The following is a 14,458-nucleotide window of genomic DNA, read 5'->3' on the forward strand; positions in this document are numbered from 1 at the left end:
CCCGGCGTGTAGCTCTGCACCGCCAGAAGGCCCATCACCTTCTCGCCCAGCACCAGCGGCACGCCCAGCCAGGCCTGCGCCATCTTCCCGATCACCGCCAGCTCGCCGCGCGCGTGCAGCTCCTGCACGTGCGCGACGGTGACCGGGTCGGTCATGTCCAGCAGCAGCGGCTTGCCGTAGCGCATGGCGTATTCGGACACGCCGCGGCCGAGCGGCCGGCTTTCGGCGCGGTTCCCGTACTGGTCGCGGAAGTAGGGAAAGTGCAGCGTGGCGCCATCGTCCGAGACCAGCGCGATGTAGAAGTTCCGCGCGTCGAGGAATTCGCCGACGATGCGGTGCACCGCCGCATAGAACTCGTCGAGGTGGGTGGCGGTGTGCGAGAGCTCGGCGACGCGGTAGAGCGCCTCCTGCACGCGCACGCTGCGCTGGCGTTCCTGCATCTCGAGCATGAGCGCATGCGTGCGCTCTTCCACGCGCCGTTCGAGCTCCTCCTGCGCGAACTTGCGGTCCAGCGCGGTCAGGATGTGGCTGCCCACGTAGGTGAGCAGCGCCTGGTCGGCGGGCGTGTAGCGCGGGCGCTCGACGTAGCTCTGCACCACCAGCACGGCGCGCACGCGATCGCCGGAGATCACCGGCACGCCGAGCCAGTCGTAGCAGTCCGCGCCGATGTCGCGCATCGGCCCCGACACCTGCGCGCGCAGGTCCTCGACCGAGCCCATCAGCGGCTTGCGGTCGCGGATCACGTACCAGGTCAGCCCGCGCTCGAGCTCGGACATGGGCAGGAACGCATCGGGATCGCGGGTCAGCGCGTCCTCGGTATCGACCAGATAGACGAAGCGGATGGCATCGACGGCCTCGTCGTACAGCGCGATGTAGAAGTTCTCCGCGTACATGAAGCGGCCGACGATGGCGTGCAGCTCGCGCAGCATGTCACCGAGGTCCATGTCCGAGCTGGCCATGTCGGCGATCTGGAACAGTGCCGACTGCAGCTGCTCGGAGCGTTCGAGCTGGTGCATCGAGCGCGTGAGCCGCGTCTTCTCGAGCACGGCGCCGGCGATGGGCGCGAGCACACGGCAATGCGGGAGCAGCCGGGGCACGAGGTCGCCGTCGCCGTCGACCAGCACGCCCACGCCTTCCTCCTCCGCCACGAGGATGCAGGCCGCGACCCGGCCGCGCGCCCGGTCGACGGCCCAGCCCCGACCGTGCCGCGATCGAAGGGCGAGCGCCTCGTCCTCCCGTGCCGGCCCGGCCGGGTCCAGCGAGGCGACCGCCGCGTCCGTCCCCACGCGCCAGACCAGCGTCACGCCCCGGAAGCCCTCCTCGACGAGGTAGGCGGTGGCACGTTCGGCGAACGCCGGCAGGTCGGGCACGTCGAGAAGCACGCCCAGATGCCGGCCGAGGTGGCCGCCCGGCAGCTGCTCCCGGGCAGGCCCGTCGGCAGCGAGGGGGGCGATGTCGATTCCCGAGTCCACGGCGTGCATTACTCCCGGCCGGATGCCGAACGCTCCACAGCATGGATAACGTACCGGGACGGCGCTTTCTTCAGTTCGTCCCGATGAAGCGGTTCAGGGACGGGAAACGTAGGGGCTGCCGGGAACGTACCAGCGCCAGGGCTCATCGGCGGCGCGGGTGATGCCGATGCGCGGCCGCACCACCGGCTCGGCCGGGGCCGGCACGCCGTCGTCGACGATGCGCAGCCCCCCGTCGCCCGTGACCAGGTCGGCGCCATCGTCCGAACCGGTGATCCCGAAGGCCTGGCACAGGCGTGCGGGGCCGTTGCAGAGGTCGCGGTGGCGGCGCGCGGCCGGGCGCGCGGCGCGCATGAGGTCCACGCCGGCCAGCGGTTCCAGCGCGCGGATCAGCACCGCCACGCCTTCTCCCTCCGCACCGCAGACCGGGTTGCAACACCAGTGCATGCCGTAGGTGAAGTAGACGTACAGCCTTCCCGCGGGGCCGAACATGGTCGCGGTACGCGCGGTGGGCCCGCGGTAGCTGTGGGCGGCCGGGTCGATCGCGCCGCAGTAGGCCTCGGTTTCGACGATGCGCCCGCGCCGGCCATCCGCGGCCACCAGCACCTTGTTGAGCAGCTCGGGCGCGACGATGCGTGGATCGCGCGCGTAGAAGCTGCGCGGCAGGGGGCGGCCGCGGCGACTGCGGACCGGCTGGTCGAACAGGTTGGCCGACGGCGGATTCACGGCGCCGGGCCTGGGGTCACGGGCCGTTCCCACCGGTCCTGCCCATGCCCGTCCGCATCAAGACCTCCGGCTGCCTCGTCAGCATCGTGGCCTCCATCGTGCTGACCGTGCTGCTGAACCTGATGCTGCGCAGCTGCAGCTGAGGCCGCATCACCGCGCGACGACCGCGGCCTCCTCGAAAGGCAGCCGGGTGGCGCCGGTGGCCTGGATGGCCGGGTCGGCCACCGCATGCGTCTCGGCATTGGCGTCGACGATGAGCAGGATGCGCCCGGCGGCGATCTCCTGCTCGAACTTGTGCCGGACCGGGTCGGGCAGCGCCGAGCCGAAGATCGACGAGGCCATGCCGCCGGCCGCCGCGCCCGCGAGCGCGGCGATGCCGGCGCCGGCCAGCGTGATGCCGATGGGCGCGAAGACCATCGCCGCCAGCCCGAGCAGGAAACCGGTGGCGCCGCCGGCCGCGACTCCCTTCATGGCGCCGTGCATGAAGTCGCCGGTGGCGGACTTCTCGTCGTTGGGGATCGCGTCCAGCTCGATGTCCGAGCGCGCGACCAGGGTGAGGCACTCCTCGCCCACGCCGGCCTCGCGCGCAGCGCGCAGCGCGGCATGCGCCTGGTCGAGATCGGTGGTGCTGTAGACGTGGCGGATCTTCATGGATCGGTCCTCGATGGCGGGGCGCGCACGGGGCGCGCCGGTTGCCGCCAGCGTCGCGCCGCGGCGGTGCACGAGGCGTGAGAAGCGGCCGCGCGATACTGCACGCATGACCGACACCGCCCTCCGCATGGTCGCCTTCGACGGCGACGACACGCTCTGGCGCAGCCAGGACTTCTTCGACGAGGCACAGGCCGCGTTCGAGGCCATCCTCGCGCCCTACCTCGACCTCGCCGACGCGCGCCTGCACGAGCGCCTGTACGAGGTCGAGAGGCGCAACATCGGCATCTTCGGCTACGGCGTGAAGGGCATGGCACTGTCGATGATCGAAGCGGCGGTCGAGATGACCGACGGGCGCATCGGCGGCCGCGACGTGCATCGCATCGTGCAGCTCGCGCATTCGCTGCTGCGCCACCCGGTGGAACTGCTGCCCGGCATCCGCGAGGCGGTGGAGGCCATCGCCGCCACGCATCCCATCGTGCTCATCACCAAGGGCGACCTGTTCCACCAGGAAGCCAAGGTGCGCGACTCGGGCATGTCGCACCTGTTCCGCCGGATCGAGATCGTGAGCGAGAAGGACGTGCCCACCTACGCGCGCCTGCTCGACGAATTCGCGGTGGAACCGGCGCGCTTTGCGATGGTGGGCAATTCGCTGCGCTCGGACATCGCGCCCGTGCTCGCACTCGGTGGCTGGGGCGTGCATGTGCCCTACCACACGACCTGGCTGCACGAGCGCGAGGCCGAGCTGCCCGATCGCACGCGCCTGCGCGAGGTGCGTGATGCCGGCAGCCTGGCGGCCGCGATCGCCGGCATCGAGCGGGAATTGACGTCGGACAACGGCCGCTGAGCCGAACCTGAGCCGTTCCCCCTGCGCGAGGGCCTGGTTAAAAACCGATTCACCGCGCTGCCCGCAAGGTCGTGCCATGTCCCCGCACGGTGCGGGGCGTGACACGAGGAGAACGTCCATGGCTATCGCCCGCTGGCTCGCACCCGCCGCCCTCGCCACCGCGCTCGGCGCCGCCGCGCTGGCCCCGGTGCCCGCGAAGGCCCAGTCCGCCGACCTGGTCCGCACGATCGTCGACATCGCCGACGTGGTCTTCCGCGGTGGCCAGCCCTACTACCGTCACGGCGACTACGGCTACGACGATCGCCTGGTGGCCGGCCGCGACCGCTATGGCCGCACCGTCTACTACCGCGTGGCCGACCCGCGCTACGGCGCTCCGCCCTACGGCCGCGCGCATGGCTACTACGGGAAGGCGCCGGGCCAGCGCAAGAAGTGCAACCGCAGCGGCAAGTGCAAGGTCGAGTACTACGACGCGCGCTACGACCAGCGCCGCTACGACGACCGCTACTACGGCTACGGCCGCTGGCGCGACGACTGACCCGCGGCGTCGGCACACGCGACCCTCGAAGCCACGGCCCAGGCCGTGGCTTCTTTCATCGGGACGCCGTCGCACGCCCGGGGCGCCCGTCGAAGTTGCCGGCAGGCGCCTGCGCGCGGAATCATGCCTGCTTCACCGGTGCCGCCCGAGCATCGCCGTCCGCCCTTCCGAGGCCGCCCTCATGTACGCCCGCTTCCGTTCCGCCCTGCTCGTGCTGGCACTCGCCACGGCCCCGGCAGCCGCCCAGGACGCCACGATCGGCTTCAACCCGCGCACCGGCGATGTCTGGGTCGACACCTGGCTCGGCGACGTCAACCGCTACGGCCGCACCTACCGCGAGCCCTTCATCGACGAGCTCGTTCGCTACCACGGCGCCCCGCGTGATCTGGTGGTCGAGCTGCTGCGCCGCCCCGGCTGGACGCCGGGCGACGTCTACTTCGCCTGCAGCCTGGCCGCCGCGGTCGGCCGTCCCTGCCGCTACGTGGCCGACGAGTACGAGCGTGATCGCGGCGCGGGCTGGGGTGCGCTGGCGCAGCGCCTGGGCGTCCAGCCCGGCTCGGCCGAATTCCACCGGCTCAAGCGCGGCTTCGTGCCGACCTACGACCGCTGGGGCCGCCCGATCCGGCTCGACGCCGACCTCGAACGCGACTTCCCCGGCCGTGGTCGCGGCCGGCCGACGACCGGGCGCGAGGACGGGCCCGGCAAGGGCCCGGCGAAGGCCGCGCCCCGGCGCGACGCCGGCCCGGGGCCCGAGTCCAGGGGCGACGACGCCCGGCCGGACAAGCCCGACAAGGGCGCGCGCGGCCAGGGCGGCCACGGGAAGGACGGTGGCAAGGGGGACAAGGGCGGCGGCCCGAAGAACGGCAAGGGCGGCGGCAAGGGCTGAACCTCCCGCCGCAGGTGCACTCGCAGGCGATCACCCGGACGCAGCCCGACGGCGCCACCTGCCGCGCCGGCGCCCCGGCCCCGCGCGGCCGGCACGCCCCGTTCCGCGGCCGCCACGTGATGGCCATGCCCGGACGGGGCAGCGGGATCACGGGATGCCGGACGCCACCGCCCGGAAAGTCCGCGGACGCAGAAAAGCCGACCGCGCTGGGCGCGGCCGGCTTTCCGGGACTGCAACGAGCGCGTCGGCCGGGAAACCCGGCGCCGCGGCTCAGTACATGCGCTGGCGCTTGGTGACGTCGCGCGAGGTACGGCGCGCCTGGCGCTTCACCGCCGCGGCGGCCTTGCGCTTGCGCTCCTGCGTCGGCTTCTCGTAGAACTCGCGCTTGCGGGTCTCGGCGAGGACGCCGGCCTTCTCGCAGGTGCGCTTGAAACGGCGCAGGGCAAACTCGAAGGGCTCGTTTTCGCGGACTTTGACGCTCGGCATACGGGATCTCGGTGGATGGGGTCGCCGGCCACGGGCCAGGCGAGCCGCCTATGATATCGGTCCTGCCCGGCGCGCCGCAAGCCGCCGCTCCCACTTTCCCTGCACGCCGCCCCGCGTACCCGCCCGGCGGCCCGTCCGGACCCCTCCCGTGAACGTCCTCGGCATCGAAACCAGCTGCGACGAAACCGGCGTCGCCCTCTACGACAGCGCCGCCGGCCTGCGCGCGCACGCCGTCTACAGCCAGATCGCGCTGCACGCCGAATATGGCGGCGTCGTCCCCGAGCTCGCCAGCCGCGACCACGTGCGCAAGCTGCTGCCGCTGATCCGCCAGACCCTCGGCGAGGCCGGGCTGTCCACCCGCGACGTCGACGGCATCGCCTACACCGCCGGCCCGGGCCTGGTGGGCGCGCTGCTGGTCGGCGCGGGCGTGGCGCGGTCGCTGGCCTGGGCGCTGGACGTGCCCGCGATCGCCGTGCACCACATGGAGGGCCACCTGCTCGCCCCGCTGATGGACGATGCCGAGCAGCGCGCCGCGCTCCACGCCGGCCGGCAGCCCGAGCCCTTCGTCGCCCTGCTGGTTTCGGGCGGGCATACGCAGCTGGTCGCGGTCGACGGCATCGGCCGTTACCGCCTGCTCGGCGAGACGCTGGACGACGCCGCGGGCGAGGCCTTCGACAAGACCGCCAAGCTCATGGGGCTGCCCTATCCCGGCGGCCCGCAGCTGGCGGCGCAGGCCGAGCACGGCCGCCCCGGCGCCTTCCGCTTCTCGCGGCCGATGACCGACCGCCCGGGCCTGGAGTTCAGCTTCAGCGGCCTGAAGACGCAGGTGCTGCTGGCCTGGCGCGAGTCGGACCAGTCCGACGCCACGCGCGCGGACATCGCCCGCGGCTTCGAGGACGCGGTGGTCGACACGCTCGCGATCAAGTGCGCCCGTGCGCTCGAGGCCACCGGTTTCCGCCGGCTCGTCGTGTCCGGCGGCGTGGGCGCCAACCGCCGCCTGCGCGCACGGCTGCAGCAACTGGCTGCCGAGCGCGGCGCGGTGGTCGGCTTCCCGCCGCCGGTGCTGTGCACCGACAACGGCGCGATGATCGCCTTCGCCGGCGCGCTGCGCCTGGCGGCGGGCCAGCGCGAAGACCTCGGCGTGCACGTCACGCCGCGCTGGGACATGGCCTCGCTGCCGGCGGTGGGGTGAGGTCGGGGGATTCGGGATTCGGGATTCGGGATTCGGGATTCGGGATTCGGGATTCGGGATTCGGAGTCGAGGATCCGCCCGGGTCGCCATCATGCAAAGCTTCCGGTCCGCGCAGTTGCCGAACCCGCCGAGAAGCCGCCTTGACGAATCCCGAATCCCGAATCCCGGCCTCCGCCGGCCCCACCGACCACGTCTTCATCGAAGGCCTCGAGATCGACGCGCTCATCGGCATCTACGACTGGGAGCGCCGGGTGCGGCAGACGCTGGTCTTCGACCTGGAAATGACCTTCGACAACCGCGTGCCGGCGGCCAGCGACGACATCGCGCACACGCTCGACTACAAGGCCGTCAGCAACCGCATCCGCGACTACGTGGGCGCATCGGGCTTCGGCCTCGTGGAGACGCTGGCCGAGCGCGTGGCCGAGCTGGTGCTCGCCGAGTTCCCCGTTCAGCGCCTGCGCCTGAAACTGAGCAAGCCGGGGGCGGTGCGCGGGGCGCGCGCGGTCGGCGTGGCCATCGAACGCAGCCGCACGGCATGAGCGGGCGCGCGTACCTGAGCCTGGGCAGCAACGTCGAGCCCGAAAAGCACCTGCGCGCCGCCGTCGCCGCGCTGCGCGAGCGCTTCGGACGCGTCCTCGTCTCGCCCGTCTACCGCACGCCGGCGGTGGGCTTCGACGGACCCGACTTCCTCAACGCCGCCGCCGTCATCGCAAGCGATCTCGAACCCCAGGCGCTCAACGACTGGCTGCATGCGCTGGAGGACGCGCACGGCCGCGACCGCGGGGGCTCGCGCTTTTCCGACCGCACGCTGGACATCGACATCGTGCTGTTCGACGACCGCGTGCTCGCAGGCGCGGGAAACCTGCGCATTCCGCGCCCGGAACTGCGCCACGCCTTCGTGCTGCGCCCGCTCGCCGACATCGCGCCCGACGCGGTGGTGCCCGGAGACGGGCGCACGCTGGCCGCGCTGTGGGCCGCGCACCCGGACCATGGAACGCCGGCGGAGACGGTCGCGCTCGAGGGTTGACCCGGCCTCAGCCGCGCCGCTGCGGGCGCGAGGCCTCGAGTTCGCCGGTGAGCCAGGCCAGGGCTTCGTCGACATCACCGAAGACGTCGAACCTGAAACCCAGGCGGCTGCCGAGGATGGGACCGATCCGGCCCGGGTCCACCATCTCCGGCGGCATCACCAGCGCCAGGGCGAAGCCGGGCACGGACGCGGCCGCGGCGGCCCATTCCTTCGTGCTGTCGATCCGCATCGCCAGCGACGGCGACTGCCCGCCGCGCCAGTCGTGGAAATCGGCCAGCAGCCCGCGCGCGCCGCTGGCGCAGGCCTGGCGCACGGCCGCGGTCACCCGCTCGCGCGCCACGTGCAGCGGCAGTTCGTTCCCCGGCGCAATGCGCACCAGGCCGTCCGGGACGGCTTCGGACATGCGTTGGTTCCTCGACCCGTTGGGCCCGACTCTAGGCCGCGGACGCCGGCGCGGTCGAGCCCCTCACCCGGCGACCAGCCGCCCGCCGTCCACCGCGATCACCTGCCCCGTGCAGTAGGTGGCGTCGAACAGCAGCCAGCGCACGGCCTCGGCGACCTCGGCCGGCGTGCCCGTGCGCGACAGCGGCGTGCGCGCCAGCATGGCCTCGCGCGCGGCCTCGTTGCTCTCGTCCTCCGGCCACAGGATCGCGCCGGGCGCGACCGCGTTCACCCGCACGTGCGGCCCCAGCTCGAGTGCGAGTGCCTTCGTGCCCATCAGCAGTGCGGCCTTGGCCATGCTGTACACCGGGTGCCGCGGCAGCGGGCGCGTGGCGTAGATGTCGACCAGGTTGACGATGGCGCCGCCCGCGGCGGCCAGATGCGGCGCGGCGGCCTGCGCGAGGAAGAAGGGCGCGCGTGCATTGGAGGCGAACAGGCCGTCCCACTGCGCCGGGGTCACCGTGCCCAGCGGCGTGGGGTGGAAGGACGAGGCGTTGTTGACCAGCCCGTCCAGGCGGCCGAAGTGCCCGACGGTCCTCGCCACCATCTCCGGCAGGCGGTCGAACTCGGCCAGGTCCGCCTGCAGCGGCAGAACGCTGCCCGCGCGTGCAGCCTCGAGCCCGGCCTGCAACGCGCCGAAGTCCTCGCGCGAGCCGCGGTAGTGCAGGGCCAGGTCGCAACCGGCCGCATGAAGCCTGCGCGCGATCTGCGCACCGATGCGCCGGGCCGCTCCCGTGACCAGGACGACCGGCCGAGTCCCGTCTGCTTGCGCCTGCATGCGCGGCTCCCTTCAGTCGCCCTGCCGTATCCTGCGAAGTCTCCCACGCGCGACGCCACGATGCCGATCCACCCCGCCCAGCGCGCCGCCGCGGCGCTTCCCACGCCCGACGCGGATGCGCAGGCCCACAGCGCGCGCCTGGCGCAGGCGATCCGGAGCGAGATCGACGCCGCCGGCGGGGCGATTCCGTTCGCGCGCTTCATGGAGCTCGCCCTGTATGCACCCGGGCTTGGCTACTACAGCGCGGGCGCGACCAAGATCGGCGAGGCCGGCGATTTCGTCACCGCCCCCGAGCTCGGCCCGGTGTTCGCCGCCTGCGTGGCCGACGCCGTGGCGCCCGTGCTGCGCCAGCTCGGCCCGGAGGCGTTGATGCTCGAGCTCGGCGGCGGCACCGGTGCCTTCGCGCAGGTCGCGCTGATGCGGCTGATGGAACTGGACGCGCTGCCGTCGCGCTACCTCATCCTCGAGCCCAGCGCCGAGCTGCGCCAGCGCCAGCGCGCGCGCCTGTTCGAGCGCCTGCATCCCATGCTGTTCGAGCTGGTGGAGTGGGTGGACGGCCCGGTGCCGCACGACTGGAACGGCGTGCTGTTCGCCAACGAGGTGATCGACGCCCTGCCGACCACGCGCTTTTCCATCCGCGGCCACGAGGTGATGGAGCAGTACGTCGTGCTCGAGGACGGCCGCTTCGTCCCGCAGTGGCGCCCGGCCGACTCGATGCTCCTGCAGGCCGTGCGCTTCATCGAACGCCGCCTGGGCCGCGAGCTGCCCGACGGCTATGCCTCGGAAGTGCTGCCGCAGCTTCCGTACTGGGTCCAGGCCGTGGCCGGCGGCATGCAGCGCGGCGCGATGCTGTTCGTCGACTACGGCTATGCGCGCGGCGAGTTCTACGCCGACGACCGCAGCGACGGCACCCTGCGTGCGTACTACCGCCACCGCATGCACGACGACGTGCTCGCCTGGCCGGGCCTGCAGGACATCACCGCCTCGGTGGACTTCACCGCGCTGGGCGAGGCGGGCCTGTCGGCCGGCTTCGACCTGGCCGGTTACTGCTCGCAGGCCAGCTTCCTGCTGGGCAACGGCCTGGCCGCCGTGCTCTCGCGCATCGAGCAGATCGACGACGACACCGAGCGCCTGCGCCGCACGCAGGAGGTCAAGCGGCTCACGCTGCCCGGCGAGATGGGCGAGCGCTTCCAGGCCATGGGCTTTTCGCGCGACGTGGACTTCGGCGCGGCCTTCCTCGCCGGGGACCTGAGCTACCGGCTGTGAGCACGTCGCGTTGAACCGGCTGTTCCGCCCGTGCCGGCGGCCCGCCGCCTGGCTCGCGCTGTGGTTCGCCGGGCTGGTGCTGGTGGCGGCGGCCTCGCTGCTTCCGGCCGGCGACCTGCCGCCCGCGCCGTTTCCCGGCGTCGACAAGCTCGAGCATCTGGTCGGCCACGGCGCCCTCTCGGCCTACGCGGCGATGCTGTTCGCGCCGGCCCGCGCGCGGCTTGCGGCCGCGGGCGGGCTGCTCGCCTTCGGCATCGGCATCGAGGCCGCGCAGGAAGCGCTCACCGCCACGCGCCAGGCCGATGCCGCCGACGTGCTCGCCAATGCCGCCGGCATCGCCCTGGGCCAGCTCGTGGCCTTCACCCGGCTGTCAGGGCTGCTGGCGGCGATCGATGCACGGCTGCATGCGTGAACGCCGGCCACGGCAGCTGCGGGAAGCCGGAAATCGCGTGCTAACCTCGATTCGATGATGCCGACCCGCCTGCTCGCCCGCGTTTGCGCCTGCTCGCTCGCCCTCACGCTCGCCGCTTGCGCGGTGCCGCCTCCGGCGTCCATGCCGGGCGGCAACGCCCCCGCGCCCGGCGCCGCGCCCGGCACCGATCCGCTGCCGCCGCCGCTGCCGAAGATGCCCTTCGAGCAGGCCCGCGCGCAGTTCGTCCAGGACACCGCCCGGCGCACCGGCCTGGATCCGGCCTACATCGAGGCCACGCTGGCGAAGGCGCAGAAGCGCGAGAGCATCATCAACGCGATGGCGCGCCCGGCCGAGGCCAAGCCCTGGCGTGATTACCGCCCGATCTTCCTCACCGAAGCGCGCATCGCGGGCGGCCGCGCCTTCATGGAGAAGCACCGCGACGCGCTGGCCTCCGCCGAGGCGCGCTACGGCGTGCCGGCCGAGATCATCACCGCGATCATCGGCGTGGAAACCTCGTACGGCGCCAACAAGGGCAGCTACGCCGTGCTCGACGCGCTGTACACGCTGGCCTTCTGGTATCCACGCAGCGGCGACCCGGCGCGCGCCGATCGCGAGGACCGGCGCGAGGCCTTCTTCCGCAACGAGCTCTACAACCTGTTCGCGCTCGGCAAGGAAACCGGCTTCGACGTCACCCAGCTCCGTGGCAGCTACGCCGGCGCGATGGGTTGGGGCCAGTTCATGCCATCGAGCTATCGCGAGTTCGCGGTGGACGGCGATGGCGACGGACGGCGCGACCTGTTCGACAGCACCGACGACGTCTTCCACTCCATCGCCAACTACTTCGTGAAAAAGGGCGGCTGGACGCGCGGCGGCACCGTGGCGGTGCGCGCGCTGCGCGATCCGACCGTGCAGCCGCCCTTCGAACCCGAGGCGCTGGACCCGATCTACTCGCTGGCCGAGCTGCGCGCCAAGGGCTACACGCCGGTCGGGCCGGTGCCCGCGGGCGTCCCGGCGGTGCCGCTGCGCTTCGACGGCGCCGAAGGCCCCGAATACTGGATCGCCTTCCGGAACTTCTACGCGATCACGCGGTACAACATCTCCAAACACTATGCGATGGCGGTGTACCAGCTGGCGGAGTCGATCGCCGGCCGCGGCATCCCGCCCCGCCCCGCCGAGCCCGGAGCCAGCACGGTCCAATGAAACGCCTCGTCGTCGCGCTGCTGTGCGCGGGCCTTGCCGCCTGCGCGGGCGCTCCGCGGAAACCCGCTGCGCCGCCGGTGGCGGCCACCCCCGCTCCCGCGCCCGACCGCTGCGCCGGCGTGACGTATGCGCCGGCCCAGGAAGACCTCTCCAAGCGCGGCGATTACGTCGCCGGCGGCCTGTTCCGCCCCGGCGAGCGCGACAGCATCCCCGCCGCGCTGCCCGACGTGGACTGCATCCCCGAGCCCGAGGTGGTGGCGCTGGAGCGCTCCAGGCTCGGCAACCGCCCCGTGTACACCGTGCTCGACCGCGAGTACCGCGTGCTCGACGACACCCGCGGCTTCGTCGAGGAGGGGCTGGCCTCGTACTACGGCCAGAAATTCCACGGCCGGCGCACGTCGAACTGGGAGGTGTACGACATGTACGCCTTCACCGCGGCGCACAAGACGCTGCCGCTGCCCAGCTTCGCGCGCGTGACCAACCTCGACAACGGCCGCTCGGTGATCGTGCGCGTCAACGACCGCGGGCCCTTCCACGAAGGCCGGGTCATGGACCTGTCCTTCGCCGCGGCGGTGAAGCTGGGCATCTACCCCGCCGGTACCGGCCGCGTGCGGGTGCAGGCGGTGCACCCGGGCGAGCCGGAGGCGCGACCGACCACGGTGCTGGCGGCACGTCCGTCCACCGCGACGGGCATGGACGGGCTGGTGGCGCAGCTGCCGGCGCCGGCCACGCCTGCGGGCCATCGCTTCGGCATCGAGCCGTCCACCGCCGCCGGCAGTGCCGACCGCTTCGATGCGTGGATGCGCGATCGCGACGTGCGCGTGGCCACCGGCCGGCCGATGCCGGTGCAGCCGCCGTCGGTCACGGTCGAACCCCTGCCGGCCCCGGCCGCCCCTGCACCGGCACCGCCGCCGGCCGTGCCGGTGGCGGCTGCGACGGCCGCGCCCGCTGCGCTGCCGGGCATCGGCGCGCCGATCGTCCTGCAGGTCGCCAGCTTCTCCACGCGCGACAATGCCCATCGTGCGCTCGCCACCCTGCAGCGCGCCGGCATCGCCCAGGCGCAGGTGCAGGGTGCCGAGGTGGCCGGGCAGCCGGTCTGGCGCCTGCGCGTGGGGCCGCTGTCGGCCAGCCTCGAATCCGACCTGATCGCACGCCTGGCCGGCCTGGGCTTCGGCTCGGCCCGCCGCGTGCGCGAATGACCATCCGACCGCTCATCGCCGGCCGAGCCGGCGCCCCCGGAGTTCCAACGCAATGAAGATGTCCCTCCGCCTCGCCGGCCTCGCGTCCGTCGCGTGCCTCACCGCCACGCTCGGCCTGGCCGTCGCCCAGACCGCGCCGACGCCCGCCGCGGCCGCCACGCGCCCCGCCAGCGAGGCCCTGCCGGTCCCGCCGCCGCCCAAGCCCGTCGCCAAGGCCTGGGTGCTGATGGATTTCGCCAGCGGCAACGTGCTGGCCGGCGAGAACATCGACATGCCGGTCGAGCCGGCCAGCATCACCAAGGTGATGACCAGCTACGTCATCGCCGCCGAGCTCAAAGGCGGCAAGATCAAGCGCGACGATCAGGTCATGATGACCGAGAACGCCTGGCGCTCCGGCGGCGCCGGCACCGACGGCTCCTACTCCGGCTTCGAGGTCAACAAGCCTGCTCCGCTGGAGATGATGGAGAAGGGGATGGTGGTGCAGTCGGGCAACGACGCCGCCATCGCGCTGGCCGAGCACGTGGCCGGCAGCGAGCAGGCCTTCGCCGCGCTCATGAACCAGTACGCCAAGCGCATCGGCCTGAAGAACACGCACTGGGTGAACCCGCACGGCCTGCCGGCGGAAGGCCATGTCTCCACCGCGCGCGACCTCGCGCTGCTGGGCCGCGCGCTGATCCGCGACTTCCCCGAGGCCTACAGCTACAACAAGATCAAGGAGTTCACCGTCGGCCCGATCACCCAGAGCAACCGCAACCGCCTGCTCTGGCGCGACCCGAGCGTGGACGGCATCAAGACCGGCCACACCAATGCCGCGGGCTACTGCCTGATGGCCTCGGCCCAGCGCGGCGACCAGCGCCTGATCTCGGTGGTGATGGGCTCGACCTCCGACGACCAGCGCACCAACGACAGCCAGGCGCTGCTCAACTGGGGCTTCCGCTTCTTCGAGACCCATCAGCTCTACCCGGCCGGCAAGCAGGTCGCGGTGCAGAAGGTATGGAAGGGCGCGCAGGACCAGGTGCGCCTGGGGCTGGCGCAGCCGCTGCTGGTCACGCTGCCGCGTGGCCGCTACCAGCAGCTCAAGCCGGTGATGGACGTGCCGGCCACGCTGATCGCGCCGGTGGCCAAGGGCCAGCGCATCGGCACGGTGCGGGTGATGCTCGACGGCAAGGTGCTGGTGCAGCGTCCGCTGGTGGCACTGGAGGCGGTCGAGGAAGCGGGCTTCTTCAAGCGCCTGTGGCACGAACTGCTGATGTGGTGGAACAGCTGAGTCCGCCAGGTTCCGGCTGCCGTCGGCGCAGGACGCGCGGCGGCGACCGGGGCGTTTTCCTACACCGCATTCGGACCTG

The 14,458-nt window shown here is 72.5% G+C and carries 17 protein-coding genes; 11 read left to right on the top strand and 6 right to left on the bottom strand.

The window, feature by feature from the left end:
- From EYQ95_RS16735 to EYQ95_RS16745, 3 genes are all read right to left on the bottom strand, one after another.
- A partial coding sequence (locus EYQ95_RS16735) for a GAF domain-containing protein (protein WP_132328392.1) occupies positions 1-1,481 on the bottom strand: 1,481 nt, incomplete at its 3' end.
- Positions 1,482-1,565: 84 nt separating this feature from the next.
- A complete protein-coding gene (locus EYQ95_RS16740) occupies positions 1,566-2,195 on the bottom strand; it encodes a DNA-3-methyladenine glycosylase (protein WP_243699960.1) in 630 nt (209 codons plus the stop codon).
- A gap of 150 nt (positions 2,196-2,345) precedes the next feature.
- Positions 2,346-2,846 (bottom strand): hypothetical protein, encoded by a 501-nt coding sequence (locus tag EYQ95_RS16745; protein WP_132328394.1) that lies wholly within the window; start codon positions 2,844-2,846, stop codon positions 2,346-2,348.
- A 106-nt stretch (positions 2,847-2,952) separates the two neighbouring features.
- On the opposite strand from EYQ95_RS16745, the gene EYQ95_RS16750 reads away from it, so the two are divergent.
- The 3 genes from EYQ95_RS16750 (at position 2,953) to EYQ95_RS16760 (ending at position 5,111) form a co-directional block, all read left to right on the top strand.
- Positions 2,953-3,690, top strand: a complete 738-nt coding sequence (locus tag EYQ95_RS16750; RefSeq protein ID WP_132328396.1) for an HAD family hydrolase — start codon at positions 2,953-2,955, stop codon at positions 3,688-3,690.
- Between the two features lie 118 nt (positions 3,691-3,808).
- Positions 3,809-4,225: a hypothetical protein gene (locus EYQ95_RS16755; RefSeq protein ID WP_132328398.1), complete on the top strand. Its 417-nt coding sequence runs from the start codon at positions 3,809-3,811 to the stop codon at positions 4,223-4,225.
- A gap of 181 nt (positions 4,226-4,406) precedes the next feature.
- On the top strand, positions 4,407-5,111 hold the full coding sequence (locus EYQ95_RS16760) for a hypothetical protein (RefSeq protein ID WP_132328400.1): 705 nt from the start codon (positions 4,407-4,409) through the stop codon (positions 5,109-5,111).
- A 270-nt stretch (positions 5,112-5,381) separates the two neighbouring features.
- On the opposite strand, the gene rpsU is transcribed toward EYQ95_RS16760, so the two are convergent.
- The gene (gene rpsU, locus EYQ95_RS16765) at positions 5,382-5,597 is read right to left on the bottom strand and encodes a 30S ribosomal protein S21 (RefSeq protein WP_132328402.1); all 216 of its coding nucleotides are present in this window, start codon (positions 5,595-5,597) and stop codon (positions 5,382-5,384) included.
- A 148-nt stretch (positions 5,598-5,745) separates the two neighbouring features.
- Between rpsU and tsaD the strand changes: the two genes are divergently transcribed.
- The 3 genes from tsaD (at position 5,746) to folK (ending at position 7,816) form a co-directional block, all read left to right on the top strand.
- A complete protein-coding gene (gene tsaD / locus EYQ95_RS16770) occupies positions 5,746-6,789 on the top strand; it encodes a tRNA (adenosine(37)-N6)-threonylcarbamoyltransferase complex transferase subunit TsaD (protein ID WP_132328404.1) in 1,044 nt (347 codons plus the stop codon).
- Between the two features lie 161 nt (positions 6,790-6,950).
- Entirely contained in the window at positions 6,951-7,328 is a 378-nt protein-coding gene (folB, locus tag EYQ95_RS16775) for a dihydroneopterin aldolase (RefSeq protein ID WP_132328530.1), read from the top strand.
- Positions 7,325-7,816: a 2-amino-4-hydroxy-6-hydroxymethyldihydropteridine diphosphokinase gene (gene folK, locus EYQ95_RS16780; RefSeq protein WP_132328406.1), complete on the top strand. Its 492-nt coding sequence runs from the start codon at positions 7,325-7,327 to the stop codon at positions 7,814-7,816. The genes folB and folK overlap by 4 nt, the downstream gene beginning before the upstream one ends.
- 7 nt (positions 7,817-7,823) lie before the next feature.
- Here the strand turns inward: folK and EYQ95_RS16785 are convergent, their stop codons facing one another.
- Positions 7,824-8,219, bottom strand: a complete 396-nt coding sequence (locus tag EYQ95_RS16785; RefSeq protein WP_132328408.1) for a hypothetical protein — start codon at positions 8,217-8,219, stop codon at positions 7,824-7,826.
- A 63-nt stretch (positions 8,220-8,282) separates the two neighbouring features.
- Positions 8,283-9,035 carry a pteridine reductase gene (locus EYQ95_RS16790; RefSeq protein WP_132328410.1) on the bottom strand — a complete coding sequence of 251 codons (753 nt, stop codon included), beginning with the start codon at positions 9,033-9,035 and terminating at the stop codon, positions 8,283-8,285.
- A gap of 60 nt (positions 9,036-9,095) precedes the next feature.
- Here EYQ95_RS16790 and EYQ95_RS16795 point away from each other — a divergent pair, with 60 nt between their 5' ends.
- From EYQ95_RS16795 to EYQ95_RS16815, 5 genes are all read left to right on the top strand, one after another.
- Entirely contained in the window at positions 9,096-10,301 is a 1,206-nt protein-coding gene (locus tag EYQ95_RS16795) for a class I SAM-dependent methyltransferase (protein WP_132328412.1), read from the top strand.
- 10 nt (positions 10,302-10,311) lie between these two features.
- Positions 10,312-10,713, top strand: coding sequence for a hypothetical protein (locus EYQ95_RS16800; RefSeq protein WP_207916491.1), 402 nt, complete (start codon positions 10,312-10,314; stop codon positions 10,711-10,713).
- A gap of 69 nt (positions 10,714-10,782) precedes the next feature.
- A complete protein-coding gene (gene mltB, locus EYQ95_RS16805; RefSeq protein WP_370451279.1) occupies positions 10,783-11,913 on the top strand; it encodes a lytic murein transglycosylase B in 1,131 nt (376 codons plus the stop codon).
- Positions 11,910-13,112 carry a septal ring lytic transglycosylase RlpA family protein gene (locus EYQ95_RS16810; protein WP_132328416.1) on the top strand — a complete coding sequence of 401 codons (1,203 nt, stop codon included), beginning with the start codon at positions 11,910-11,912 and terminating at the stop codon, positions 13,110-13,112. Before mltB ends, EYQ95_RS16810 begins: the two co-directional genes overlap by 4 nt.
- Before the next feature lie 58 nt (positions 13,113-13,170).
- Positions 13,171-14,379, top strand: coding sequence for a D-alanyl-D-alanine carboxypeptidase family protein (locus EYQ95_RS16815; RefSeq protein ID WP_132328532.1), 1,209 nt, complete (start codon positions 13,171-13,173; stop codon positions 14,377-14,379).
- The last annotated feature ends 79 nt before the right edge of the window (positions 14,380-14,458 follow it).

It is taken from the genome of Lysobacter sp. N42 (assembly GCF_004344885.1).

What these genes read in the sequence shown, in the direction of transcription:
- EYQ95_RS16745 (WP_132328394.1), bottom strand. Translation starts at nt 2,846, where the DNA reads ATGAAGATCCGCCACGTCTACAGCACCACCGATCTCGACCAGGCGCAT.
- EYQ95_RS16750 (WP_132328396.1), top strand. Translation starts at nt 2,953, where the DNA reads ATGACCGACACCGCCCTCCGCATGGTCGCCTTCGACGGCGACGACACG.
- EYQ95_RS16755 (WP_132328398.1), top strand. Translation starts at nt 3,809, where the DNA reads ATGGCTATCGCCCGCTGGCTCGCACCCGCCGCCCTCGCCACCGCGCTC.
- EYQ95_RS16760 (WP_132328400.1), top strand. Translation starts at nt 4,407, where the DNA reads ATGTACGCCCGCTTCCGTTCCGCCCTGCTCGTGCTGGCACTCGCCACG.
- rpsU (WP_132328402.1), bottom strand. Translation starts at nt 5,597, where the DNA reads ATGCCGAGCGTCAAAGTCCGCGAAAACGAGCCCTTCGAGTTTGCCCTG.
- folK (WP_132328406.1), top strand. Translation starts at nt 7,325, where the DNA reads ATGAGCGGGCGCGCGTACCTGAGCCTGGGCAGCAACGTCGAGCCCGAA.
- EYQ95_RS16785 (WP_132328408.1), bottom strand. Translation starts at nt 8,219, where the DNA reads ATGTCCGAAGCCGTCCCGGACGGCCTGGTGCGCATTGCGCCGGGGAAC.
- EYQ95_RS16790 (WP_132328410.1), bottom strand. Translation starts at nt 9,035, where the DNA reads ATGCAGGCGCAAGCAGACGGGACTCGGCCGGTCGTCCTGGTCACGGGA.
- EYQ95_RS16795 (WP_132328412.1), top strand. Translation starts at nt 9,096, where the DNA reads ATGCCGATCCACCCCGCCCAGCGCGCCGCCGCGGCGCTTCCCACGCCC.
- EYQ95_RS16810 (WP_132328416.1), top strand. Translation starts at nt 11,910, where the DNA reads ATGAAACGCCTCGTCGTCGCGCTGCTGTGCGCGGGCCTTGCCGCCTGC.
- EYQ95_RS16815 (WP_132328532.1), top strand. Translation starts at nt 13,171, where the DNA reads ATGTCCCTCCGCCTCGCCGGCCTCGCGTCCGTCGCGTGCCTCACCGCC.